We start from the raw sequence: 24,210 nt of genomic DNA on the forward strand, positions 1-24,210 counted from the left end.
TCTCCTCTATTGTTATTGGGAGTGGCGAACGGATCCGCCACCCGAAAGATTGTGTCAGGCGCTCAGCTTGGCCTGGACGAATTTGTTGGCGCCGGAAATATCCGGCAGCTTCTCGCCGTTGCGCAGGCGTTCCAGAAGCACGATCTCGGCTTCCTGCATGCCGATGGCGCGTTCCGCCATGGCACGGGCCTGGCTCGGATGAAGGGCGACAACGCCGCTTTCATCGCACAGGATCGCATCGCCCGGATTGATCATCTGGCCACCGACGCTGATCGGAACGTTGATCGCGCCTTCCAGACCAAGGATCTTGGTGGTGATCGGCGACGGGCCGCGGCACCACATGGGCATGTCGACCTTGGTGAACTCCGAGAAATCGGTCGCCGGGCCATCGACGACACCGGCTTTCACACCCGCCATCTTCATGGTGTTGGTGATGACACCGCCCCAGCAAGCGTGGCGGGTATCACCGCAACGGTCGATGAGAACGATATCGCCCGGACGCACGAGTTGCGTCAGGTAGTGAAGCATGGTCGAATCCGCATTCGGGATGCGCAGCGTGACGGCGGTGCCCGCCACGCGCTTGCCCGGAAGAACGGCCCGGATTTCAGGATCGACGAAACCGGAATGAAGCACATGGCCGATCGTTGCGACTTCGACCTTTTCAAGAAGCTCGATGATGTCGGCACCGATCTGTTCCGGCATGGGGTTGACGATAAACATTGGGTCTTTCTCCGATCAGAGAACGTGGTGGTTCGCCACCGGCACGTTGGCGCGCACCTTGGCCGAATAGTCGAAGTCGAGAGCGGCGCCGGCAGTTCCGACGGTGTCGGAGCATTGCGCGACGATGTGACCCCACGGATCGATGACCATGGAATGACCCCAGCAAGCCTTCTTGCCGCCCGCATGGGTGCCGATCTGGCCGACGGCGAGGAAATAGGTCTGGGTTTCGACGGCGCGGGCGCGGGCCAGCACTTCCCAATGGTCCTTGCCTGTCATCAGCGTGAAAGCGGCCGGCAGAACGATGACATCTGCACCCTTGTCCCGCAGGGCGCGGAACAGTTCCGGGAAGCGGATGTCGTAGCAGATGCCGCAACCGACCGTCCTGTCGCCAACCTTGTAGGTCACGACCTCTTCGCCGCGGGCAACGGAATCGGATTCACGGTAGCTGATGCCGTTCGGCGTATCGACGTCGAACAGGTGAATTTTGCGGTAACGGGCGATCTGTTTGCCGTCAGGTCCGAAAACGAGCGTCGAATTGTAGAAGCGATTGCCTTCCTTCTCGACGATGGAACCGGCATGCAGCGTGATCGCGTGCTTTCTGGCCAGATCCGAAAGCAGCGAGTAAATCTCGCCGCCGGGGAATTCTTCCCCGCTCTCATGCATTTCCTGAGGATTATCTCCAAGAAATGCGAAGTATTCCGGAAGAACAACAAGATCAGGACTATCCGCCTTGACTGCCTTCTCAATTAAATCGGCAGCAACCTTGAGGTTTTCTGCCTTGTCGTTCTGGGTATTCATTTGAACAAGTGAGACTTTCACGTTGCTCTCCTCTCATGTTGCGAGGAGAATTAAGAACGGGAACTGTTTTCCTGACAAACGGAAAAACTCTATCGAAACCCATAAGGTAAGCTTATAGATTAATCATTTTGCGTTGCAGCATAAAATTTAAGCTGCGGCCGTCATCCATTGCGTGGTGGTTTCACTGACGATTTCCGTCGCCATGTCGGCAATGGCACGGGCAAGCGCGTTGTCGCCGCGCTCCTGATAAACCGTGTGGAAGGTAAGAGGCGGCACCGGCGGCGTGATGTCGAGAATACGCGCTTCGCCCGATTTGATGATGCCGTCCACCAAAACGCGCGGCAAGGCGCCCACCCCGACGGCCGTGGCCACAAGGCGCGTCATGATCGACAGCGAATTGGAATTGTAGATGCGGCTATCGGACAGGCCATGGGAATCGAGAAGCGCCCGCAACGCCTGATGCGGTTGTGAGCCGGTCGAGAAGGTAAGCAGCGGAAAATGCGCGATATCTTCAAGCGTGACACCGGTTTCCGGCAGCGGCAATTCGACGGCGCCGACCCAACAGGATTCGAAGGTGCAGAGCGGTGAATTATAAATATCCGCAGCCATGATCGGCCCCATGATGAAACCGACATCCACCTCACCGTTCTGAATGCGCTGCGAGAGTTTCAGGCTGGTATCGATGGTCAGATCGAGGCTGACGCCGGGATATTGCTCGTTCACGCGGCGGATAAGCAGCGGCAGCCAGGCATAGACGATCGTATCGGCGGCACCGATCCGCACCGTACCCCTCAGCGCCTCCCGGTTACTGACGATCTGCCGGAACTCGCCGGTGAGGTTGACGATCTTTTCGGCATGTTGCAGCGCCAGACGACCGGCGGGCGTCAGGTTGACGCAGCGCACATCGCGCGTGAACAGCACGACACCAAGCTCCCGCTCCAAGGCGGCAATCCGGTTGGACACCGATGCTTGCGTTGTGTGCAAACGTTCCGCGGCTGCCGAAAAGCTGCTCAATCGGGCAGCCCAGAGAAAAGTTTCGAGGAATCGCGTATTCATGGGCTCAATCTTCTCGCATGGCTCCGCGATCCAGTTCCAAGTCTCTGGCTTCGTCTTGCCCTTGGCCTTTGTGGTTCAAGGGGTAGTATGTCCGATGCGCGCGCCCATAGGCAAGCGATCAAAGCCGACGCCTCCCTTTCTCATGGGGATCGCGCCGGCCTCGTTTGCAGGGTGGGAGAATAGCCTTGAGGCGACGGGATGGCGGGAGCCAACAGACGCCCGCCATCCCTGCCCGGCTTTAGTGACCGCCCTTTGTGGCCGGCACCGGCGTGTTGAGAAGCTGCTGCTCCCAGAGATAGGCGATGCCGCTGCCGCCGAAATGCTGGATGAGGATTTCGGTCAGTTCCTCGACATGGTCGGTGCGCGCCCAATCGCGCTGCCATTCGCCGGCGAGCGCCATCACGGTCATCGGGTTCGCACCGGCCGCGATCATGCGCTGGATGGCAACTTCGTGAGACTCCTTCGAAATCCCGCCCGACGCATCGGTGATCACGGTCACGTCCCAACCTTCGCCGGCGGCCTGGATGACGGGCATTGCGACGCAAACCTCGGTCCACAGGCCGGCGATGATCAGTTGCTTGCGGCCGGTCGCCTTGACGACGTTCACCACATTCTCGTCCTGCCAGGTATTCACCCAGGTGCGATCGATGACTTCCTGGCCGGGGAACACATCGGTGATCTGTTTGAAGAGAAGTCCGCCGCGCGCCGCAATCACGCTGGTGAGAACCGTCGGAACATTGAAGGCTTTTGCCAGCTTCGCCAGTGCGGTCGTGAGGTTGACCACAGCCTGCGGATCGTGGCTGTTCAGGTTCGCGAGCTGATAGGGCTGATGATCGATCAGAACGAGGACGGAATCTTCAGGGCGGAGAAGTGAATCGAGGCCGTTACGAAAGGTCATGGGTTCATCCTATGTTGGCGGTTTATTGAAGCGCTTGCGCAAAGACATGCGCCCCTTCGGGCGTTGCCGCGGGACGAAACTTGTCATTCCTGTTTATGATGCGGTAGTCCTTGTCAGCGCTGAGCTGTGTCGCAGAATGAGGAACGCTGAGTGGATATCGAAGATCTTCGGACATTCGTCGAAGTTGCAGATGCGGGAGGCGTCACTTCAGCCGCACTGCGGCTCGGCATCTCCAAGTCGATGGTCAGCCGGCGGCTCTTGCGGCTTGAAGCCGAGCTTGGTGTCCAGCTTCTGGCCCGATCCACACGCGGCGCTTCCCTGACAGAAGCGGGCGCAACCTTCAGGGACTATGCGGCAAGGATTTCAGCCGAAATCGATGTGGCGAGGGAGACAATTCTTCCGGCTGGCGAGCTCCGCGGGCGTCTGCGGATTGCTGCGCCGCTTTCTTTCGGCCCGACGCATTTCGCACGGGTGATTGCGCAAATGGCGCACCGCTATCCTCAACTCCAGATTCAGACCTGTTACACGGATCGTTTCGTGGATCTGATCGCAGAAGGGTATGATTGTGCGATCCGGATCGGCCACCTTCAGGATTCCAACCTTGTCGCCAGACGCGTCGGCCCCCTCTACGGAAGTTTCGTCGCCAGCCCGGACTATATCAGGATCCATGGCTCTCCGGAGACACCGGAAGAACTCCTAACCCATCAGGCTCTCATGCAGGGAACGGAAACCTGGCAGGCGATGGATGGAGACAGGGTGACAAGCATTCGCCCACAGGGACGTTTCAAGGCCGACAACGGGGCCGCCCTCGCCGTCGCCGCAGTTGCCGGTTTGGGGATCGCCGTGTTGCCCGACGATCTCATCAAGGATCATCTGGACTCGGGCGAGCTGGTCCGCGTCATGAAACGCTATCCGCCGCCGCCGGCGGGAATATTTGTCGTCAGACCGCCCGGCCAGCATCCGGCAAGAAAAATCCGGGTGCTGACCGAGATGCTGATCGAGTGCTTTGACCACGGCCCGACGACGGCATTCCGCTCCAATGCCGGGGGAAGCCCCCCGGCCGCCACCTGACCGGCACGTTTTCAAAACCGAGCGCGCTCTATCCGTCACCCAGCCGTGGGCTTCGGGAGAACCAGGTCACCGACGGTGTATGTGTGGAACTCGCTCCTGGAGACGGTGTCCAGTTTCCGGAATTTTTCGACGAATTGCGGATCGGAAAAGAACTCGTCGACATTGCCGGTTCCCTGAATGGCCTCGACATTAACAACGGTCTCTCCGTCGGTGCTTTTCGCAAGGCTGCTCCAGAGAAACCCTTCTTTTCGTTCGGCAACATAGTGAACGACATCCTGAATAATGGCGAAGGCTTCGTCCTGCTTTCCCGGATGCGCATGAATGACGTTGACAACGAAAGTTGTGGGAGAGGGAGAGCCCGCAAAAGCTGCGGTAGGTTTCGTTTCCATGAGTTATCTCCATTTGAAGCTCGGGCCATTTCGGCCGCGGCGACATCTGGATATCGGAAGCAAAATAGCGGATAAACAAGCTGCTATTCTTAACATACCGGACAAAAATTCCTTAATTGCGGCGTCATGGACAAGCTCGGAACACTCGGCATATTCATTCAGGTGGCGGAAGCGGGAAGCTTCGTGGCCGCCGGGCATCGCCTCGGCATCTCAGGATCAGCCGTCGGAAAAGCCATTGCGCGTCTGGAGGAGGAGCTGGGCGTAAGACTGTTCAATCGCTCGACGCGCAGCATGGCCCTGACGGAGGATGGAAGTTTCTTCCTCGATACCTGCCGGCGCATCCAGTCCGAATATGAGACCGTGCAGGCGCAACTGTCGAGATCGCAGGCCGTTCCGCGCGGGCAACTTCGTGTGAGCCTTCCGCTTGCGGGCATGCTTCTGATGCCGACGATATCCGCCTTCATGCAGGCATACCCCGAAATCAGCCTCGACCTCGATTTTACCGATCGTCTGGTTGACGTCATCGAAGAGGGATTCGACGCCGTTATCCGAACGGGCGAGATCAGGGACACACGGCTGATGAGCCGCAAGCTCGGCATTTTCAGGCACAGCGTCGTGGCGGCGCCTGACTACCTCAAGACGCATGGACGCCCGGAGGTTCCGGAAGATCTTGCCCGGCACCGCTGTCTCCACCATCGCTTCGCCAATTCCGGAAAGCTTGAGCCGTGGCCGCTGGTTCGCGAAGGACGCGAAATCAGGATCGATATTCCGGTCGCCACCGTTGCGAGCACGCTGGAGCCCCTGATCTACCTTGCGGAACGATCATTCGGGATAACATGTCTGCCCTCATTCGCGGTGACATCCGAAATCGCTCAGGGAAAACTGGTATCGCTGCTGGATGATTATATGGCCGACACAGGGACTTTCCGCGTCCTCTGGCCGACCAATCGATATCTCTCTCCAAAAGTCAGAGCATTTGTAGACTATATGGCCGCCAATCTTTTCGCCCGGTGATCGAACAGACGGCAAGCGCTCAGTAAGCGCCGCGATAATGATCCCTGATAAAGACGGGAAGATCGTTTGACGGCGGCGTAAAAGGCACCTGATACATCATGTCGCCGACAAAGCCGCGGTGATAGGTGCCATGATTGACGATATGCAGCACGATCTGCTCGCGGGTCATGACGCCTTCCCCTCCTCCGACAAATTCGAAATAAACGGCTTTCGCGAGATCTACGTCCGCCCAGATGTCGACCATATCGACATACCAGCGGTCCATTTCCTGAACGGCTTCCCATAATTCGCCAATTGCGGGCGTATTGTCGGTGTTGCGGGCGGTGTAGCCGTGTTTCTTTCCTTGTAGATGATGCCTGAAAATATCGTCCACCACATAAACATGGTTCAGCGTATGCACCATGTTTCCGAACCGCGTCGGCCTTTGCCGAAGGGCTTCACCTTCCGGCAGCTCCATCACGCTTCTGAACGTCAACCCGTTCGCCCAGGCCTTGTAACGTACCAGCATTTTCAGGGTGTCCGTTGCCGAGGCGGCGGATGCGTGAACGGGGCTGAGCGGCGCAATACCCATGCTGAAACTCCTTCGTATTTTTGAATTTCAAAAACGATGATCGGATTGATCCGGCGCTGACGCCCCGGACCGGAGGCATTGGATGAGGATCAGCGTGCCGCGATCTTTTCCTGCAAGAGCCGGATGGCGAGATGCTGGATCAGAATGATCGTCTTGGCATCGCGAATATCGCCGCGGCCGATCATCCGCATCGCCTCGGGCAAGGCGATTTCCAACACGTCGATGTCTTCGCCCTCGTCGGCTGAACCGCCGCCTGCCCCGACCTTATGTTTCTCGGCATATTCACCGTAGAAAAAGGCGAGATATTCCGTGACCGATCCGGGGCTCATATAGATATCGAACAGATGCGTAAGTTCGGAAACCTCATAACCGGTTTCCTCGATCAGTTCCGCACGCATTCGCGTCGCCGGGTCAGCGCCTTCCAGCAGCCCTGCCGGTGTCTCGATCAGCGATTCCAGACCGCCATTCAAAAGCACGGGCAACCGGAACTGGCGGGTCAGCAGGACATTATCGCTTGCCGGATTATATAACAGGCATGTCGCGCCGTTGCCGCGATCATAGGCTTCCCGGGTCTGCCGTTGCCAGCTTCCATCCCTCAGCTGAAGTTCATACTCATACTTGGTCAGCCGTCCCCAATCATCCGCCAATACGCGTTCGGAAATGGGGCGGTAAACACTGCTACTCATCAAATTCACCTCGTTTTCGTCTGTCTTTTCAAAGGCCTTGCAACCGGCCTTCGACATGCGTGCGCGTTTCGCCGCCAACCCATATCTGGCCGGCATCGTCGCGGGTCAGATAGATGCGGCCGTGGCGGCCAAGGCGCGTTCCCTGCGCCGCGACATAGTCTTTACCAACCACGCCCGTCGCAAACAGCCATTGCGCCAGCGAGGCGTTGAGGCTTCCGGTAACGGGGTCTTCGACGATGACGCCCAGATGATCGCTGAAAAAGGCGCGAACCTCAAAGGCGGTCTCGCCGCCTTGCGCATGAGGGCCAACCACACCGACATCGATACGGCCTGGCCAATTGCGGGCCGGGTCGAGGCCAAGCACCTTTTCGGCCGATGCCAGCCTGATTCCCAGCCAGCCGGGACCATTATCGATCCAGGCGGCATCGATGATATCGCAAGCCTCGATCCTCAACAGCTGCCGCGCCTCTTCCAGTTCGGCCGGCGTCGGTGCGCCGGAACGGATAAGCGGCGGCGCGGCAAAACAAAGTCGTCCATGCGAGCGCCGGATCGTGACCAGTCCCGCACCGCATTCCTGAACAATGGCGGTTTGATTTTTTGCCATGCCGTTGGCGGAGAGCCAGGCATGGCAGCTGCCAAGTGTGGGATGCCCGGCAAAGGGCAACTCCCTATCCAGCGAGAATATCCTGACCCGGTAATCAGCCTGCGGATGGGTGGGTTGCAGCAGGAAGGTGGTTTCGGAAAGGTTGAACCAGCGCGTCAATCCCTGCATTTCATCCGTCGACAAAGCATCGGCACCGATGACGACCGCCAGCGGATTGCCGGAAAGCGGCCCGGAGCCGAACACGTCGATCATATGGATAGCAAAACTCATGACACGGCTCTTTCAGTTGGGATTGATCGGCAACGCGGATGGCGGGGCTGTCAGCTCTGCGAGAGAAGCAATTTCAGTCCTGCAACGGCAAATACCGCAGAAAGCATGGATTCGATCCAGCGCCGCAATCTGGTGTAGAGCGCAATCATCGAGGCGGTGGAAAAGAGAAGCGCATAGCTGCCGAATACGATGACACCGAGAAGGGCGCAGCCGCCAACGATCGCCGGCAACATGCCCGCAGGCGCGTCTTCGCGAAACCCCAGCGACATGATCGCTATCCACGCCATGATCGCCTTCGGATTTCCAATATGCATGAGGAGACCCTGCCGGTAGAGCACCCGATAGGGCGGCGTCGCACGCCCGGTGTTCATCCCCACAAGATCGGAGACCGGCTTCAGGGCCGACCTGCCCGCTCTAAAGGCCAGATACAGCAGGTAGATGCCGCCAAATATCTTGAGGATGAAAAGCGCCTGGGCATAGGCGGCCAGCACGGCGGACATGCCCGTCGCAGCAAGGATCGCCCAGAAGAGCGAGCCGGTGATGACACCGGCAGCCAAAGCGAGGGCGGGCAGACGACCATCGCGCATCGCCGTACCCATGATCGCCATGTTGCTTGGCCCCGGGCTGGCGGTGGCGACGATATAGGTGCCGTAGACGAGGGCGATCTGGCTGGCGATCATTCCGATTTCTCCAGAATCAGGACTTCCCCAGCACTATTGCTGGAGGTCTCCGCGATGAACGATGTGGACCTTGTTGCCGTCAGGGTCACGCAGATAGGCGCCGAAATATCCGTCTCCGTAATGCGGGCGTGGCCCCGGACCTCCTTCATCCGTGCCGCCATGCGCAAGGCCGCCTGCATAGGCCGTCTCCACCGCCTCTTTCGACGGCGCCAGAAAGGCGACCATGCCGCCGTTGCCAACCGTGGCCGGCTCGTCGTTGAAAGGACGATAGACATAAAAGCGGGGCAACGGGGAGTGTGCTGCCACCCAGCAAAGCGCCGCAGGCCCGCCATCCGGGGTAACGACCCGCCGCGTCAAGCCGAGCGGGACAAGCACGGCATCGTAGAAGCGTTCCGCCCGCTCAAGATCACGCGTTCCGACGGTTACATGGCTGAACATTCGATCCTCCAAGCGCCGGCATCATGGCCGATTGCCCGCCGTAAAGTGTGGATTTCAATCAGCGTCGTCATAGCCTATGTTACACTTGCTGTTTATTGAAATAGTGTAACGTGACACTTTTATCGAAGGTATGATCGTGCTGCTGCAATCCCCCTGGACTCCCCGTCTTGCAGATATTGAGGCGAATGCCGCAGAACGGCTGGTGCTCGCTCTTGCCGATGACATCATCGAGGGGCGACTGACGGGCGGTGACCGTCTACCCGCCCATCGCGATCTTGCATGGAAACTGGGGGTGGGGCTTGGCACGGTGACAAAAGCCTATTCAGTTCTCGAACGGCGCGGACTGACACGCAGCGTCAAGGGGCGGGGAACATTCGTCGCGCTCCAGGAGGCGCACAAGGATCGGCAGTTCGACCTCTCCTCCAATGCGCCGCCGGCCACGCTCAACGCCCGCATTCTGGCCAGGACACTAACGGGGATCGCCCGCAGGATCGATACGGATCACATCAATCTTTACGCCCCGCCCGCCGGACATCTGGAACACCGCCGCATTCTGGCCCACTGGCTAGAAACGCTGGGTCTGACTGTCGATCCGTCACATCTGGTACTGACGAGCGGCGCCCGCCAGGCGCTGGCCCTGGCCTTCGATCTCGCCTGCGGCCCGAAGGGCCTGCTCCTGACCGAACGGATCACCTATCCCGGCGCGATCGCACTGGCCCGGAGAAAAGGATACCGGATGCAGGGTGTTGAAATCGATGCCGAAGGCATGGTGCCGGAAGCGCTTGCCGCAGCGCTCGCCGGCACGGCGTCGCGTGACGGCACAGCAGTCTATCTGACACCGACGCTGCATAATCCGACAACCGTCACAATGGGCGCAGCGCGGCGGCAGGTCATTGCGGATATTTGCCGCCGGGCCGGCGTATGGATCATCGAGGACGGTGTTTATGCGGCATCGGCCGAGGCCTTGCCGCCGCTCGCCTCATTGGCCCCTGAAATCTCGTTTCATGTGAACGGGCTCTCCAAGTCCCTTGGTCCCGGCCTGCAGATCGGCGTGCTTGCATTACCGGCCGGACTGCACGACACCGCCGAAGACCTTCTGCAGGACATGCCGATGGCCCCATCCGCACTGTCCTGCGCGGTGGTTGAGGATTGGCTGACCTCCGGCATCATCTCGTCAATCCAGCGGGATTTACGTCACGAGGCCCGACGGCGCTCCAGTCTGGCTGTTTCACTGCTCGGCACGAACCAGCTTGGCTCGCATCCCGATGCATACAACGTCTGGCTGCCGATGGAACGCGACGCCGCCAATCGTTTCGCATTCGCCGCTGCGGCGATGCGTATCAAGTTGACCCCTCCGGAATCCATGCTGGTGAATCCCGACGATCCGGCGAGCGGTATTCGACTCTGTCTCGGCGGCCCGTCATTCGACGATCTCACGGAGGCGCTGACGCTTCTGGCGGGGCTGCTGAAGCGTTGGCCTTGAGGCCATCGGCAAATAAACGGCAATACGAAAATTGCATGGAAGCGACCGTATATGATGAGTGATCACCCGCTTGTGCCGGACCAGAATGCGTGGAACCCTTGGAGCCCTGCCGAACTGTCCCAGCGACTGGACGGCGTATCGCAGCCATGGTGCGTTGTCGGCGGCTGGGCTCTCGATCTGTGGCACGGGAGCAAGACACGCGAACATGACGATCTCGAATTCACGGTCCTGCGCGAATATCTGGGTATCTTTCGCCGGAAACTGGGTGACATGGAGTTCTATACCGTCAACGATGGCGTTATCGAACCGCTGCCAGCGGACCAGCACCCGGCTCCCGAGATTTTTCAAATATGGTGCTTCGATCGCCCTGCCGAGTGCTGGCGCGCCGATATGATGATCGAGCCGGGGACGAATGACACCTGGGTTTACAAGAGAAATCCGGAAATGACGCGGCCGCGGATCGAAATGGTGTCGCTGACCGCAGACGGCATCCCTTATCTCAATCCCTCCGCCGTGCTTCTGTTCAAGGCAAAGCACAGGCGCCCCAAGGACGAGGACGATTTCGCAAGAGCCCAGCCCAAATTACCCCTTTCGGAACGCCTTTGGCTGCGAGACTGCCTCGACCGCCTGCACCCGGGTCACGACTGGGTGCGGGCGCTGCGCCTCCCGTAAGGCCCACTTGCGGTTAAACCGTTCGCAAAACGCCAGAAACGCCTCATTTTACGACTTTGATCGCCCAATGTTTAGTCAAACATCGCAGGCGCATCTGTTTTATGCAGCAGTACCTATCTAAACGAATAGGTACTGCGCTTTCAAACCAGCCATACTACCCACCCAAAAGAGTGAAGCCCCTATTCGCCTAAGCTCTTTCGTCCGGCGGCAAGCCGATGCACCGTAAGGCATCGGAACAAGCGGCGCAGTCACCGGAGGCTCGGCAAGCGTCGGATACGCAACTTCAGGCCTGGTTTTGCCCGCATATGCAAGTCGTTGCGGTGCTGAAGGAGATATCGAGAATGCGTGACGTCCATGTTCGTGTCGTATCCCCCATCGTAACGCGCGGCTTTCGCAAGCTGGCGGATCTCAAGGCGCTGGAATATCCCGGCATCAGCCTTTCCCACGCCGAAATAGCCACCGGGCCGGGCTCGATTGAAAGCGAGTTCGAGGCGGCGATGTCCGTTCCGGGCACCCTGCTTGAAATAGCCCGCGCCGAACGTGAAGGCGTCGATACCGTCATCATCGACTGCATGGGCGATCCCGGCCTGCGCCCGGCCCGGGAGATTTCCGGCATGGTCGTTCTCGGGCCATGCCAAACCGGCATGCATGTTGCTTCCATGCTGGGGCACAAATTCTCCGTCATCACCGTCATGCGCCGCCTGATCCCGTCTTTTGAAAACACCGCCGCCCTTAGTGGCCTCTCCAGCAAGCTGGCCTCGGTGCGCAGTGTCGATATTCCCGTGCTGGATCTCGAGGCGGACCTTGCCGCCACCGCCCGCCGCCTGGTCGAGGAAGGCAGGAAGGCGGTGGAGGAAGATGGCGCGGAAGCCCTGATTTTCGGCTGCACCGGCCTGATGGGATGCGCCGCCGGCCTGCGTGAAGGGCTGCTTGCCGAGGGCATCGACGTTCCCGTCGTCGATCCCATCCCGACAGCCGTTTCCATTGCCGCCGGCCTCGTCCGCGCCGGCCTTTCCCAGAGCAAGACGACCTATCCGGCACCGCCTGAAAAGGAACTGATCGGCTACGACGCACTGCACAGGGCCATGTTGCCGCAAGCGGCCGAATGACGGGAGATCACGCAACATGGCGGTATCCGCAATGACGACAACGGACAAGCAGATGGACGGCCTGCCCCTCGCTCAGGTTTCGCCGGCGCGAAAACGCTCCAGTGATGGTTTCGGCTTCTGGCTGCTCCTGCTGCCCGCCCTGATTTTTTTCATCGCCTTTTTCGTCGTGCCCACCGCCTCGCTTTTCGCCCTCGCCTTCAACAAATCAGTGGCCGGCGTCATCACATTGTCGAGCGCGATCACCTTCGACAACTTCGTGCGCATATTCACCCGCGCCATCTATTACGAGGCCATCCTGCGTTCCGTCGGCATTGCCGCCGTGGTGGCGCTCGTCTGCTTGGTGCTCGGATATCCGCTTGCCTATGTCATCGCCAAGACGGTCAATCCCGGCCGTAACACCCTGCTGATGATCCTCGTATTATCGTCCATGCAGCTCGACATGGTCATCCGGCTCTATGGGCTGATGGTACTTCTGGGCGATAACGGTCTCATCAACGGCGCGCTCATCCGCATGGGTGTCATTTCGCAGCCGCTGCCGCTGATGTACAATATTTTCGGCGTCGTGGTCGGGCTGGTGCAGATCACGCTGCCTTTCATGATCCTCTCCCTGATCGGCATCATCAAATCCATCCATCCGGCGCTGGAAGAGGCAGCCAGATCGCTCGGCGCCTCCCGCACGAGAGCCTTCTTCTCCATCGTGCTGCCGCTTTCCATGCCGGGAATTCTGGCGGGCACATTACTGGTCTTCGCACTCGCCATTTCATCCTATGTCGTGCCGGCGCTGATGGGCGGCTGGAAGGTCATGGTCATGCCGATCCACATCTACCAGCAGGTGGCGGAAACCGGGCGCTGGCAATTCGGTGCGGCAATCGCCGTGGTCCTCTTCGTCACCAGCCTGATGGCGATCGCCGTCTATCACCGCGCAGCCATGCGCACCACGGGAGGGCGCAGCTGATGCGTGAGGAATCATCCATTCCGCTTGTTTTCAGGCTTCTGTCGGTCCTGACACTGACCGTCCTGCTGGTGCCGGTCATCATCGTCATCCTGTCCGGGCTGAATGCCGGCGATTACCTGACCTTTCCGCCGCAGGGTTTTTCCCTGCGCTGGGTCTATGCCTTCCTGACCTCGCCGACCTTCCTTTCGGCCTATGGCGTTTCCTTCCTCGTCGCCGGCATCTCGACAGCGATTTCGACGGTACTAGGCACCATGGCGGCCCTTTTCCTGACACGGTCGTCCAGCCGGCTTGTCGCACCTTTGCGCGCCTTCTTCATGATGCCCATCGTCCTGCCGGGGGTGGTGCTTGGCCTTGCGCTCTATGTGTTCTACGTCACCACCGGCATCGGGCTGGCGCGGAGCATGGCGGGCCTGATCGTCGGCCATGTCATCGTCACCTGCCCCTTCGTCATCGCCACGGTCACCGCCGCCCTCGTCGGCTTCGACCGCAGCCTGGAAGAGGCGGCACGGTCGCTGGGGGCTTCTCCCTTCACCGCCTTCCGCCTCGTGACGCTGAAGATCATTTCACCGGCCATTTCGGCGGGCACCATCTTCGCCTTCATCATTTCCTTCGGCCAGTTCGAGGTGACGCTGTTTCTCTCGACGCCAAACCTGCAGACGCTGCCGATGGCGATGTATGTGGCGCTGCGCTACGCCTTCGAACCCACCGCGGCTGCGGCAGGCATCTTCGCCATCCTCCTCGTTGTCGTCTCGATGGTGGCGACCTCCAGGCTCATCAATCTGAAGCGCATTTTCGGCGGCTAGGGCTCCGCCGGACATTCAATGAACTACCCGTATCCATAGATTCAAAAACAAGGGGAACATGGACATGACAGGAATGACATTCGATCCCGGCCGCCGCAAGCTTCTCAAGATCGGCGCCGCAGCAGCAACCCTGCCGCTCTTCAACATCAATCACGCCTTCTCGCAGGACGTGACCTATGACGGTTCCGTCTTCGATGCTGGCGGGGCGGTGTTGCGGATAGGCGAATGGGGCGGCCCGTGGGGCGAGCTGGTCAATAAATATCTGCTGACCGACTTCGCGAAAGATTTCAACTGCAAGATCGAATATGATTCCACCTGGCCGTGGTTTCCCAAATTCGTCGCCAACGGGCCGAAGAAACCGCCGCTCGACATTACCAACTGGAACCTGCCGGAAATGTTCAAGACGGCGGCGGCAGGCGATTTCTTCCACACGATCGACGAAATCCTTCCCAACCTGCCGAACGGCAAAAATCTCTGGCCCTTCGCCACCTCGAACGGCGTCGGCGTCACCTGGGCCTTCAACCAGTATGTGCATGCCTACCGCACCGATCTCGTCACACCGCCGCCGACCAGCTTCAAGGACATGTGGAAGCCGGAATTCGCCGGCAAGCGCGGCACCTACATCACCTCCAACACGCTGCAGATGGACTTCTTCCTCGTCGCCTGCTCGCTCTTCGGCAAGGATCAGTATGATCTCGATGCCGGTTACAAGGCGATGAAGGAATTGATGCCTGCCAAGATTTCGGATTTCACCGGCAACATGCAGACGCTGATGGATCGCGGTGAAGTGGTCATGGCGGTGCAGAGCGACGCCGAACCCATGCAGGCCCGCGACAAGGGCGCGCCTTTCGCCGTCATGTACTGGAAGGAACTGCAACCGATCCTGACCCAGACCTATACGGTCAGCCGCTATTCCGAGCCGACCCAGAAGAAGCTTGCCTATGCGCTTCTCAACCGGGCGCTGGAGCCGTCCTTCATGACCAATATGGGCAAGGAATTCTACCTGCGCCCCACCGTCTCCAATGCCGTCCTGCCGGACAATCTCGTCAAGGCCGGCATCGTCAACAGCGCCGACGCCACCAAGGATTTCTGGCTGCCGGACTGGAAGGCTTATCTCGAAAACGAAGACGATATCGTCGAGACCGTGAACGAAATCTTCGCGGGCTGACCCTCGCACCCGCAGAACGTCGTGGCCGGTTCCGCCGGCCACGCCCCAGAGGGAAAGGACAACGAAAGACGATGTCGGATATTCAACTGAAAAGCCTCGTCAAATCCTATGGCGACAATGTCGCGGTCGCAGGCATCGATCTGCATATAGAGCAGGGCGAATTCTTCTCGCTGCTGGGACCTTCCGGCTGCGGCAAGTCCACGACATTGCGCATGATCGCCGGCTTCATCCGCCCATCATCGGGGCAGATCCTGATCGGATCGGATGACGTCACCCATCTGCCGCCCGAAAAGCGCGACATCGGTATCGTCTTTCAGAATTATGCGATTTTTCCGCATATGAGCGTGGCGGAAAACATCGCCTTTGGCCTTAAGCTGCGAAAGAAATCCAGGGAGGAAATCGACAGCTCCGTCGCCTTCGCATTACGCCAGGTCGGGCTGATGGGATATGAAAACCGCTATCAGCGCCAGCTTTCCGGTGGCGAGCAGCAGCGTGTGGCCCTTGCCCGCGTGCTGGTTACCGAACCGCGCATCCTGCTTCTCGACGAACCGCTTTCGGCGCTCGACAAATCGTTGAGGGAGGAGATGAAATACTGGATCAAGGACCTGCAGAAGAAGCTCGGCATCACTACCGTTTACGTGACCCACGATCAGGATGAGGCGCTTACCATGTCCGACCGCATCGGCGTGATGCAGAAAGCCAGAGTCGAGCAGGTGGGCACGCCGCAGGAAATCTACGAGAGGCCGAAGACACTTTTCGTCACCACCTTCATCGGCCAGTCGAATGTCATCGACGCCACGGTGAGGGGCCGCCAAGGCGAAAGCCTGGTGGTCAGCTTCGGCGACACCGTGGCGCTGACACGTGTTCCCGCCGAAGACTTCGCCGATGGCAAAGCCGTCAAGCTCATCGTCAGGCCGGAAAACATCATCATCGGCGAGGCCGGCACCGGCGTTCCGGCAACCGTCGTCTCTGAAACCTATCAGGGCGCCCTTGTCCGCTACCATCTTTCGGTCGGCGGGCAGGATATCGTCGCCGAACGGCAGAACCAGTCCCATCTCGCCAGGCTGTCGCCCGGACAGGCGATCGGCGTGACGTGGGACCCGGAACGATCCGAAGTCTTGGTGGCCTGAGACCCGGCCACCGGAACCAGAAAATCGGGAAAGGATGCAATGTGCGGTGACCAGCCGCGCAGGCGCCCTTCCCTTGTCAATCGACAGGAGAAAGACATGCGTATTGGCATTGATGTGGGTGGCACGAATACCGACGCCGCCCTTATGGATGGGGCAGCGGTCATCGGCGCCTGCAAAAGCCCGACAACGGCCGATGTCGGCTCGGGCATCGTGGCGGTGCTGAACAAGCTTCTGGGCATGACGGGCGTATCCGTCTCGCAAATTCAGGCGGTGATGATCGGCACGACCCATTTCACCAATGCCGTGGTCGAGCGCAAGCGCCTGCTGGAAGTCGCCGCCATCCGCCTCGGCCTGCCGGCCACCAAGGGCCTGCCGCCGCTGACCGACTGGCCGAAGGACCTTGCCGACACGCTTGGCCGCCACACCTTCATGCTGCGCGGCGGACATGAATTCGACGGGCGCACCATCGCGCCTCTCGACGAAAAGGGATTGATGGAGGTTGCCGCCACCGTGCGCGAACGCGGCCTGAAGACGGCGGCCATTACCTCGGTTTTTTCGCCGGTCACGCCGGAAATGGAGCTTCGCGCCGCCGAAATCCTGCGCGATGCGGTTCCTGACATCGCCATCTCGCTCAGCCATGAAATCGGCAGGGTGGGTTTCCTCGAGCGTGAAAACGCCTCGATCATGAATGCCTCGCTGGCCGAGCTTTCCCGCAAGGTCGTCTCCTCCTTCCGCAGCGCGCTGAAGGAACTCGACATCAAGGCGCCCTTTTTCATCAGCCAGAACGACGGAACATTGATGTCTCCCGACTATGTGGAGCGTTATCCCGTCCTTACCTTCGCCTCCGGCCCCACCAATTCCATGCGCGGCGCTGCGATGCTGGCCGGTGTCAAGGAAGCCATGGTGGTGGATATTGGCGGCACGACATCGGATGTCGGCATGCTCGTGCATGGTTTTCCGCGAGAATCGGCGGTTGCCGTCGATATTGGCGGTGTGCGCACCAATTTCCGCATGCCGGACGTGCTCGCCATCGGGCTTGGCGGCGGCTCGCTGGTGCGTGACGAGGGTAAGCGCATCGGCCCCGATTCCGTCGGTTACGAGATCACCAGCAAGGCGCTGGTTTTCGGCGGCGATACGCTGACAACCACGGATATCGTGGTGGCGGCCGGGCTGGAGGATATTGGCGACCGATCCCGCGTTGCGCATATTCCTGCAAAAACCATCGAAAACGCGCTCGACACCATGCATCGCATGGTCGATGAGGCCGTGGATCGCATGAAGACCAGCGCCGATCCGCTCCCCGTCATTCTGGTGGGCGGCGGCTCCATTCTGGTCTCACGCGATCTGCCTTCGGCATCGAAGGTCCTGAGGCCACAAAACGCCTCCGTCGCCAATGCCATCGGCGCGGCGATCGCACAGGTAGGCGGCGAGGTTGACCGCATCTTCTCGCTGGAAGGCACCTCGCGTGACGCCGTTCTGGCAAGCGCCAAGGCCGAGGCTTCTGAACGGGCGGTAAAGGCGGGGGCGACTGCAGCCTCCGTCAAGATCATGGATATCGAGGAAGTGCCGCTTGCCTATCTGCCCGGCAGCGCCACCCGCATCCGCGTCAAGGCGGTCGGCGACCTGGTGATCGGTTGAGGGCATGGCGATGAAACTCACACGCGAACATCTTGCCGATCTTGCCGTCGGCGCGGCTTTTCTCGGAACCGGCGGCGGCGGCGACCCCTATGTCGGGCGCATGATGGTGCAGCAATGCCTGGACGAAGGCTGCGAGGTCGAGTTGATCGATCCCAGTGAATTGCCGGACGACAGCCTCGTCATCCCGACAGCCATGATGGGTGCGCCGACCGTGCTGGTGGAGAAAATCCCCTCCGGCGAAGAGGCCATCTTCTCGCTCCGTCGCCTTGAGAAACGGCTCGGCAAAAAAGCCGGCTACACCATGCCAATTGAGATAGGCGGCATCAATTCCACCATTCCGCTGGTCGTCGGCGCCCGGCTCGGTCTGCCCATCGTCGATGCCGATGGCATGGGGCGCGCCTTCCCGTTTCTCGAAATGGAGACATTCGGCGTTTACGGCATATCCGGCTCTCCCATGGCGGTGAGCAACGAGTGGGGCGATTGCGCGCTGATCGAAGCCGTCGATAACAGGCAGATGGAATGGCTCTCCCGCGCCGTCGCCATTCGCATGGGCGGCTGCGCCTATATTGCGGAATATGCCATGAGCGGCGCGGAGGTGAAGCGCACGGCAATTCCCAATACGCTGACACTGGCGATCCACATCGGCAAGGTGTTGCGCAAGGCGCAGGAGGACCACATCAATCCCATCGAGGCGCTTCTCGGTTTCCTGCCATCCACGCTTTACCGTTATGGTCGCGTCATCTTTCAGGGAAAGATCGTCGATGTGATGCGCGAAACCAAAGCCGGTTTCACCATTGGCCGCGCCCGCATCGAAGCCGTCGCGCCATTCACCTCGCAGATGGAAATCGAAATCCAGAACGAGAACCTGATCGCCAGACAGGATGGCAAGGTAAGAGCCATCGTGCCGGACCTGATCTCGATCATGAACACGGAAACCGCCGAGCCAATCACCAGCGAAAACCTGCGTTACGGCCAGCGCGTCACCGTGGTTGCCGTCTCCGTGCCCGAGATCATGCGCACCCCGGAAGCGCTCAACGTGTTCGGCCCGGCCTGCTTCGGCCTGAAGGAACCCTTTACCTCCATCGAGGAGATCGACTGACATGGCAATCATCACGGAGCAGGACATAGACGATCTGGCCGTCGGCGCGGCCGTTCTCGGCACCGGCGGCGGCGGCGATCCCTATATCGGCAAACTTCTGGCCAAGGCCGCCATCGAAAAATACGGACCGGTCGATCTGATCGCACTCGACGCGGTGCCCGATGGCGCAGCCGTCGTCGCCTGCGGCGCGATGGGAGCGCCCACCATCCTCATCGAAAAAATCCCCTCCGGCGAAGAGGGCGACCTTGCGCTTGAGACCTATGAGGACCACACCGGCATCGATGTCGGCGCCATCATTCCCTTCGAGGCGGGTGGCATCAATTCCATGATACCCATTGTGCTGGCGGCCAAAAAGCGCGTGCCCGTCATTGATGCGGACGGCATGGGCCGCGCCTTCCCGCAGCTTGAAATGGAAACCTTCAACGTCTACGGCGTGCCGGCAAGCCCGGTGGCGGTGGCGGACGAACGCGGCAACCGCGTGCTGATCGAGACCGAAGACGCCGCCAAGGCCGAGTGGCTGGCCCGGGGCGTGACCATCCGCATGGGCGGACAGGCTTACATCGTCAATTACGGCATGGATGGCGAGACGGCAAAACGCGTTTCGGTGCCGGCAACCATGTCGCTTGCCATCGGCATTGGCCGGACCCTGCGCGAGGCGGCCGCAGGGCATCTCGACCCGGTCCGGGCGCTTGTCGATTTTTTTGCGGGCACGCATTACGGCCATGCCGAAATCATCACCTCCGGCAAGGTCTGCGATGTCGCCCGCAAGGAAGAAAACGGCTGGTCGGTGGGGATCGCCACCATCGAGCCCTTTGATGCCTCGAAACCGAAGGTCAAAATCCGCATCCAGAACGAAAATCTCGTCGCCGAGGAAGAAGGCGGACGCGTGCTCGCGATCGTTCCCGATCTCATCACCGTGCTCGACATCGACACGGCCGAAGCCATCACCACAGAGAGGCTGCGTTATGGACAGCGCGTAAACGTGCTTGCCGTGCGTGTGCCGCCCATCATGCGCACGCCGGAAGCGCTGGCCGTCTTCGGTCCCGCCGCCTTCGGCCTGCCGCAAGCCTACCGGCCACTCGGCTCTTGACGAACGCCCGGCATCAGGCGCTGATAATGCCCTGCCCTTTCCGGACATCATTTCGGCTGGGGCCGGTCGTTCAGTGACGAAAGAGGACCGATGCCGAGCCGTGTCTTGCGTGAAAAGCCGTTGCATGCCGTCAGAACCTTTACCGGCGCCGGGTTGCGCTTCAGCCCGCCGCGCATGCTTTTTTCAGGCATCGAAAGACCCTATCTGCTCTCCAAGCTGGCCGCAGGGCTTTCCAGACAGATCGTCGTTCTTCGCGCCCCGCCCGGTTTCGGCAAGACCGCCCTGATGAAAGCGGCCTATGAGCGTCTGGTGGACGGCACCCTCACTTTGCCGGGCATGCGCGATACGGCGGTTTCCCATTGTTCCTGGCTCAACGCGTCCGGAATTGCGTCCCCTGAGCGTTTCGTCGGTGAATTGCGTCAGTCGCTTGGCCTTGCCACAATGGCGGACACGCAGGATGCGATGACGGACGCCATGGAAGCGGTGGCGCGGCGTGAGGGTCTGACCATTCTTTTCATCGACAATGTCGACGAAATCGATACCGGCAGCCGATACCGGCTTCTGGAGCAGCTCATTCTTTCCGCGCCCGATACGCTCCGTATCGCCTGCTCGTCCTGTTCTCCCGCGCAATTGCCGCTTGCCCGGCTGAAGGCACGCGGGGTATTGACGGAGGTGACGGCGCGAGAACTCGAATTCGGGCGATCCGACCTGCGGCGGCTTCTGGCCCGCGGCGCGATGGCGGCGCTTGTCGATCCCCTGATGGAAATCACCCGCGGCTGGCCCGCGCTGGCGCAACTCGCCACCGGTATCGTGACCGGAGGCCCGACGGAAGAAGAGCGGCGCCTGTTGCTCGCGGGGACCCATGCCGATCTGATGGACTACACGCGCGAAACCGTCATCAACCGGCTTTCTCCCGCACTCCTGTCCACCCTGCGCCGATTGTCGCCTTTCTCGGAATTTCGTCTTGATCTCGCCTCCGACCTCGGTTTGCCCGGCTTGACGGAAGAGGATCTGGCCATGCTGGAGGCCATGCATCCCATTATCGAAAACGGGCCGAATGGCTGGCTCTCCCTGCACCCCGTGCTTCGCACCTGCCTCGAACGGGACACCGCCTTCGTTTCGGAAACGGAAAAGAAGGCGTTGCATCGCCAGGCCGCCCTCTGGTTTGCAACCCGCGCCCATCTGGAACGCGCCGTTTCCCACGCCGCCCAGAGTGGCGATTTCCATATGGCGGAAGAAATCATCGGCAAGGCCGGCGGCGTCGATATTTTCCTGCGGGCCGGGCATCAGGTGCTGGAGCACCTGATCGATAATTTTCCGCCGGAAATCCTGCATGCATCGCCCGGCCTGATGGTCTGTTATGCCGTGGTGCTCTCCAAGCGCGGCAATGCGGCGGCCGGGCGCGAACGGCTCGATATTCTGAAAGAAAACGGCGAATGGTCCGCTGCCGCACTTGCCGCCGTCGACCGTAGCGTCCTCGACCATATCGACAGCCTGATCGATGTTTATGAAGACCGCCGCATGAGCCCTGCCGAGGCGCAACGGCTGGAACGGGCCGCCGCCGCCCTGCCGCCGCATGCCACGTGGGAACTCGCCTGGCTCTTCAACCACCTCTGCATCATTTACACCCGGACCGGCGAGCTTGAGGAGGCGCGGCGGGCGGCGCTGAAGGCGCTCGGATATTACCGCGAGGAGAAAACGCCCTATGCCCAGGTCTTCATGCTCATCCACCTCGGCCTCGTCAGCACGCTGACCGGTGAATTTTCCGCCGCCCTGCAGTTTTGCCGGGAGGCCGAAGAACTGGTGGAACGCGTGCACTGGACGGACAGGAACCTGCTTGCCATCGTCCGTCTTGCAACAGCCGATGTGCTTTATCAGCAGGGTGAGGTGCTTCACGTCGAGCAGACCCTGACGGAGTGCGTGGAGCCGCTGATACGCGGCGAAAGCTGGGTCGACCTTTTCATGCGCCTGTTCTGGCTGCTGGCCCGCAGCCGTCTTCAGGTCAGCGGCTTCGACGCCGCCGCTGCCGCAATCGACAAGGCGGAGGAAGTGGCGGTGGAGCGCAACCTGCCCCGCCTGAAGACCGCGGCTGCGATCATGCGTGTCGATCTGCTCGTCAGGGCCGGCATGATCGAGTCGGCGACGCAGGCGATGGAACGGGTGGAAACCCTGAAACAGGCGGGCGGTCCCGGCAACTGGACCTGGCGCGAGGCCTATGATTTCGACATCGCAAGCGCCCGGTTCGCGCTTGCGCAGGGGCAGGCGCCGCAGGCATTGCTAAGGCTCGAAGCCCTGATCCTTTCCGCCAAGGCGTCCGGCCGCGCCTATCACCGCATGCTGGCCGAAATCATGGCGGTACAGGCATCGTGGAAAGCGGGCCGGCAACAACAGGCCTTCGCCTATCTGCAATCGGCCATCGCCCTTGCCCGCGCTCACGAGGCGACGCAGCTCTTTACCGATGAGGGGCACGATCTTGCCACCACATTGCGCGCCATCGTGCGCCGTTTCGGGCTGAAGGTATTCAGCCCGAACGCGGTGGAATTCATGAGCCGCATCGTCGGACACGGCCTTGGCCGCCAGCCACGCATGGTGATGCCGCTGGGCGGCAATGACGACGGCGCAACACATGCCGCCGGACTGCTGAGCGGGCGGGAAACCACCGTTTTGAAACTTCTCTCCGAAGGCCGCAGCAACAAGGAAATGGCCCGCGATCTCGGCCTTTCGGAAGCGACCGTGAAATTCCACCTGAAGAACATCTACGCGAAGCTTGGCGTCAGCCGGCGCGGCATGGCCGTCTCCGTCAGCAAACATCTCAAGCTAACCGACCGCGAATGACGCCGACATCGATATGCGATGTCGGCCGGCTCACATGAGGTTCTTAAACTGGACTACCCTTGAACCAGGTTGAGGCAAATGACGGTCCTGTCATCGCTGAATTCCGCCGTTGTCGAACCTTTGACGGACGGATACTCACGCAGCTTGTGAAAATCCGCCGCCTCGACACGCGCGAATTCCGCTTCCCAGGCCGCAACATCCGTCCCCGCAGGCAGGGACAAATAGCCGTCAGAGAATATTTCAACGCTCGATAGCCCGTCTTTGGCGATACGGACGTCAACCGTCCCCTCCTGCATGACGGTTCCGCCATTCACCGAGGCGTAACCCAGTACATGCCCATGCCGGTTTGCGAATTGCGGCTGGACACGGATTCCACCCATCAGGAATTCCTCGACCGTTTCAATGTCGTTCTCAAGGCCACTCATCCCGGCCGCGGCAATAACGACATTTTCCGCATCCCGCGCCGTCATGATGCCGTTTGCGACAGCCGAACGCAGGCCTGAGAAGATCGTCGCGCGCGTGCGAGCTTCAGCCGCATCGCCATCGCCGATGGCGGCGAGAAGCTGTTTGAACACGAATATACGCGCCGAAGTGCTTACCGTATCGATCAGCTTTGTGTGCTGAAACAGGCGGGTGCCGTTGATCCTGACGCCTGAATCGCCGGCAAGCAGCAGGCGGAAGCTGTCGCCCATATCCGCCACGATCGCCAGGGTGGTCGATGGCGGATGGCCGGCATTGATGCGCTGCGCCTCCTTTTTCAGGATATCGCTGATATTCTGAAAAAGCGCGGGCGCGGCGAGCGTTTCCAGCCTGCCGTCAAGGCTCATCTCAGCCACGGCATTGGCGGCGGCAAGGGCCGCGATGCGACCGGAACTCAGCCCACCGTAACTTGCTCCGGTCGGGTCGGTCGCACCGTCGAAAACGGCCAGAACCCGTCCGGGAATGAGAAGCGCCACATCGTCCCCCGGCTTTGCGGCGTTCTTGTATTTCGATTGCGAAAAGCTCGCGATATTCATCTTTTTGGTGTCCTTGC

24 protein-coding genes are annotated in these 24,210 nt (G+C 60.4%); 13 read left to right on the forward strand and 11 right to left on the reverse strand.

Annotated features, from left to right (window positions below):
- Window positions 1-54: 54 nt before the first annotated feature.
- The 4 genes from L901_RS25500 to L901_RS25515 form a co-directional block, all read right to left on the reverse strand.
- On the reverse strand, window positions 55-720 hold the full coding sequence (locus L901_RS25500) for an RraA family protein (protein ID WP_003521976.1): 666 nt from the start codon (window positions 718-720) through the stop codon (window positions 55-57).
- Window positions 721-735: 15 nt separating this feature from the next.
- A complete protein-coding gene (locus L901_RS25505) occupies window positions 736-1,518 on the reverse strand; it encodes a carbon-nitrogen hydrolase family protein (protein WP_059761162.1) in 783 nt (260 codons plus the stop codon).
- A gap of 147 nt (window positions 1,519-1,665) precedes the next feature.
- Window positions 1,666-2,574 carry a LysR family transcriptional regulator gene (locus L901_RS25510; RefSeq protein WP_020812348.1) on the reverse strand — a complete coding sequence of 303 codons (909 nt, stop codon included), beginning with the start codon at window positions 2,572-2,574 and terminating at the stop codon, window positions 1,666-1,668.
- A gap of 238 nt (window positions 2,575-2,812) precedes the next feature.
- Window positions 2,813-3,472 carry a hydrolase gene (locus tag L901_RS25515; protein WP_059761163.1) on the reverse strand — a complete coding sequence of 220 codons (660 nt, stop codon included), beginning with the start codon at window positions 3,470-3,472 and terminating at the stop codon, window positions 2,813-2,815.
- A 150-nt stretch (window positions 3,473-3,622) separates the two neighbouring features.
- Between L901_RS25515 and L901_RS25520 the strand changes: the two genes are divergently transcribed.
- Window positions 3,623-4,543 (forward strand): LysR family transcriptional regulator, encoded by a 921-nt coding sequence (locus L901_RS25520; protein ID WP_059761164.1) that lies wholly within the window; start codon window positions 3,623-3,625, stop codon window positions 4,541-4,543.
- 35 nt (window positions 4,544-4,578) lie between these two features.
- Here the strand turns inward: L901_RS25520 and L901_RS25525 are convergent, their stop codons facing one another.
- Window positions 4,579-4,932 carry an antibiotic biosynthesis monooxygenase gene (locus tag L901_RS25525; protein WP_059761166.1) on the reverse strand — a complete coding sequence of 118 codons (354 nt, stop codon included), beginning with the start codon at window positions 4,930-4,932 and terminating at the stop codon, window positions 4,579-4,581.
- 126 nt (window positions 4,933-5,058) lie between these two features.
- Between L901_RS25525 and L901_RS25530 the strand changes: the two genes are divergently transcribed.
- Window positions 5,059-5,946, forward strand: coding sequence for a LysR family transcriptional regulator (locus tag L901_RS25530; protein ID WP_059761168.1), 888 nt, complete (start codon window positions 5,059-5,061; stop codon window positions 5,944-5,946).
- A 19-nt stretch (window positions 5,947-5,965) separates the two neighbouring features.
- Here the strand turns inward: L901_RS25530 and L901_RS25535 are convergent, their stop codons facing one another.
- The 5 genes from L901_RS25535 to L901_RS25555 form a co-directional block, all read right to left on the reverse strand.
- Complete coding sequence (locus tag L901_RS25535; protein ID WP_059761170.1) at window positions 5,966-6,517, reverse strand: DinB family protein; 552 nt, start codon at window positions 6,515-6,517, stop codon at window positions 5,966-5,968.
- Window positions 6,518-6,606: 89 nt separating this feature from the next.
- Entirely contained in the window at window positions 6,607-7,203 is a 597-nt protein-coding gene (locus tag L901_RS25540) for an NUDIX domain-containing protein (RefSeq protein ID WP_059761279.1), read from the reverse strand.
- Between the two features lie 28 nt (window positions 7,204-7,231).
- Complete coding sequence (locus tag L901_RS25545) at window positions 7,232-8,077, reverse strand: PhzF family phenazine biosynthesis protein (RefSeq protein ID WP_059761172.1); 846 nt, start codon at window positions 8,075-8,077, stop codon at window positions 7,232-7,234.
- 50 nt (window positions 8,078-8,127) lie between these two features.
- Window positions 8,128-8,757 carry a LysE family translocator gene (locus tag L901_RS25550; RefSeq protein ID WP_059761174.1) on the reverse strand — a complete coding sequence of 210 codons (630 nt, stop codon included), beginning with the start codon at window positions 8,755-8,757 and terminating at the stop codon, window positions 8,128-8,130.
- A gap of 33 nt (window positions 8,758-8,790) precedes the next feature.
- Complete coding sequence (locus tag L901_RS25555) at window positions 8,791-9,195, reverse strand: VOC family protein (RefSeq protein WP_059761176.1); 405 nt, start codon at window positions 9,193-9,195, stop codon at window positions 8,791-8,793.
- 130 nt (window positions 9,196-9,325) lie between these two features.
- On the opposite strand from L901_RS25555, the gene L901_RS25560 reads away from it, so the two are divergent.
- From L901_RS25560 to L901_RS25610, 11 genes are all read left to right on the forward strand, one after another.
- A complete protein-coding gene (locus L901_RS25560; protein ID WP_059761178.1) occupies window positions 9,326-10,678 on the forward strand; it encodes a PLP-dependent aminotransferase family protein in 1,353 nt (450 codons plus the stop codon).
- Window positions 10,679-10,732: 54 nt separating this feature from the next.
- Complete coding sequence (locus L901_RS25565; RefSeq protein ID WP_059761281.1) at window positions 10,733-11,350, forward strand: nucleotidyltransferase domain-containing protein; 618 nt, start codon at window positions 10,733-10,735, stop codon at window positions 11,348-11,350.
- Window positions 11,351-11,691: 341 nt separating this feature from the next.
- Window positions 11,692-12,459, forward strand: coding sequence for an aspartate/glutamate racemase family protein (locus tag L901_RS25570; RefSeq protein WP_059761180.1), 768 nt, complete (start codon window positions 11,692-11,694; stop codon window positions 12,457-12,459).
- 16 nt (window positions 12,460-12,475) lie between these two features.
- Window positions 12,476-13,414, forward strand: a complete 939-nt coding sequence (locus L901_RS25575; protein ID WP_059761182.1) for an ABC transporter permease — start codon at window positions 12,476-12,478, stop codon at window positions 13,412-13,414.
- The gene (locus tag L901_RS25580; RefSeq protein ID WP_003521960.1) at window positions 13,414-14,217 is read left to right on the forward strand and encodes an ABC transporter permease; all 804 of its coding nucleotides are present in this window, start codon (window positions 13,414-13,416) and stop codon (window positions 14,215-14,217) included. The genes L901_RS25575 and L901_RS25580 overlap by 1 nt, the downstream gene beginning before the upstream one ends.
- 64 nt (window positions 14,218-14,281) lie before the next feature.
- Window positions 14,282-15,385: an ABC transporter substrate-binding protein gene (locus L901_RS25585; protein ID WP_245289698.1), complete on the forward strand. Its 1,104-nt coding sequence runs from the start codon at window positions 14,282-14,284 to the stop codon at window positions 15,383-15,385.
- Between the two features lie 71 nt (window positions 15,386-15,456).
- Window positions 15,457-16,515: an ABC transporter ATP-binding protein gene (locus tag L901_RS25590; protein WP_059761186.1), complete on the forward strand. Its 1,059-nt coding sequence runs from the start codon at window positions 15,457-15,459 to the stop codon at window positions 16,513-16,515.
- A 96-nt stretch (window positions 16,516-16,611) separates the two neighbouring features.
- Window positions 16,612-18,153, forward strand: coding sequence for a hydantoinase/oxoprolinase N-terminal domain-containing protein (locus L901_RS25595; protein WP_059761188.1), 1,542 nt, complete (start codon window positions 16,612-16,614; stop codon window positions 18,151-18,153).
- Between the two features lie 10 nt (window positions 18,154-18,163).
- Window positions 18,164-19,252 carry a DUF917 domain-containing protein gene (locus tag L901_RS25600; RefSeq protein WP_082710841.1) on the forward strand — a complete coding sequence of 363 codons (1,089 nt, stop codon included), beginning with the start codon at window positions 18,164-18,166 and terminating at the stop codon, window positions 19,250-19,252.
- Window position 19,253: 1 nt separating this feature from the next.
- Window positions 19,254-20,342 carry a DUF917 domain-containing protein gene (locus L901_RS25605; protein WP_059761192.1) on the forward strand — a complete coding sequence of 363 codons (1,089 nt, stop codon included), beginning with the start codon at window positions 19,254-19,256 and terminating at the stop codon, window positions 20,340-20,342.
- 90 nt (window positions 20,343-20,432) lie between these two features.
- On the forward strand, window positions 20,433-23,177 hold the full coding sequence (locus L901_RS25610) for a LuxR C-terminal-related transcriptional regulator (RefSeq protein WP_245289699.1): 2,745 nt from the start codon (window positions 20,433-20,435) through the stop codon (window positions 23,175-23,177).
- 53 nt (window positions 23,178-23,230) lie between these two features.
- Here L901_RS25610 and L901_RS25615 read toward each other — a convergent pair whose 3' ends face one another.
- Entirely contained in the window at window positions 23,231-24,193 is a 963-nt protein-coding gene (locus L901_RS25615) for a hypothetical protein (protein WP_059761283.1), read from the reverse strand.
- Window positions 24,194-24,210 lie beyond the last annotated feature (17 nt).

Source organism: Agrobacterium sp. D14 (assembly GCF_001526505.1).
Classification (GTDB): domain Bacteria; phylum Pseudomonadota; class Alphaproteobacteria; order Rhizobiales; family Rhizobiaceae; genus Agrobacterium; species Agrobacterium leguminum.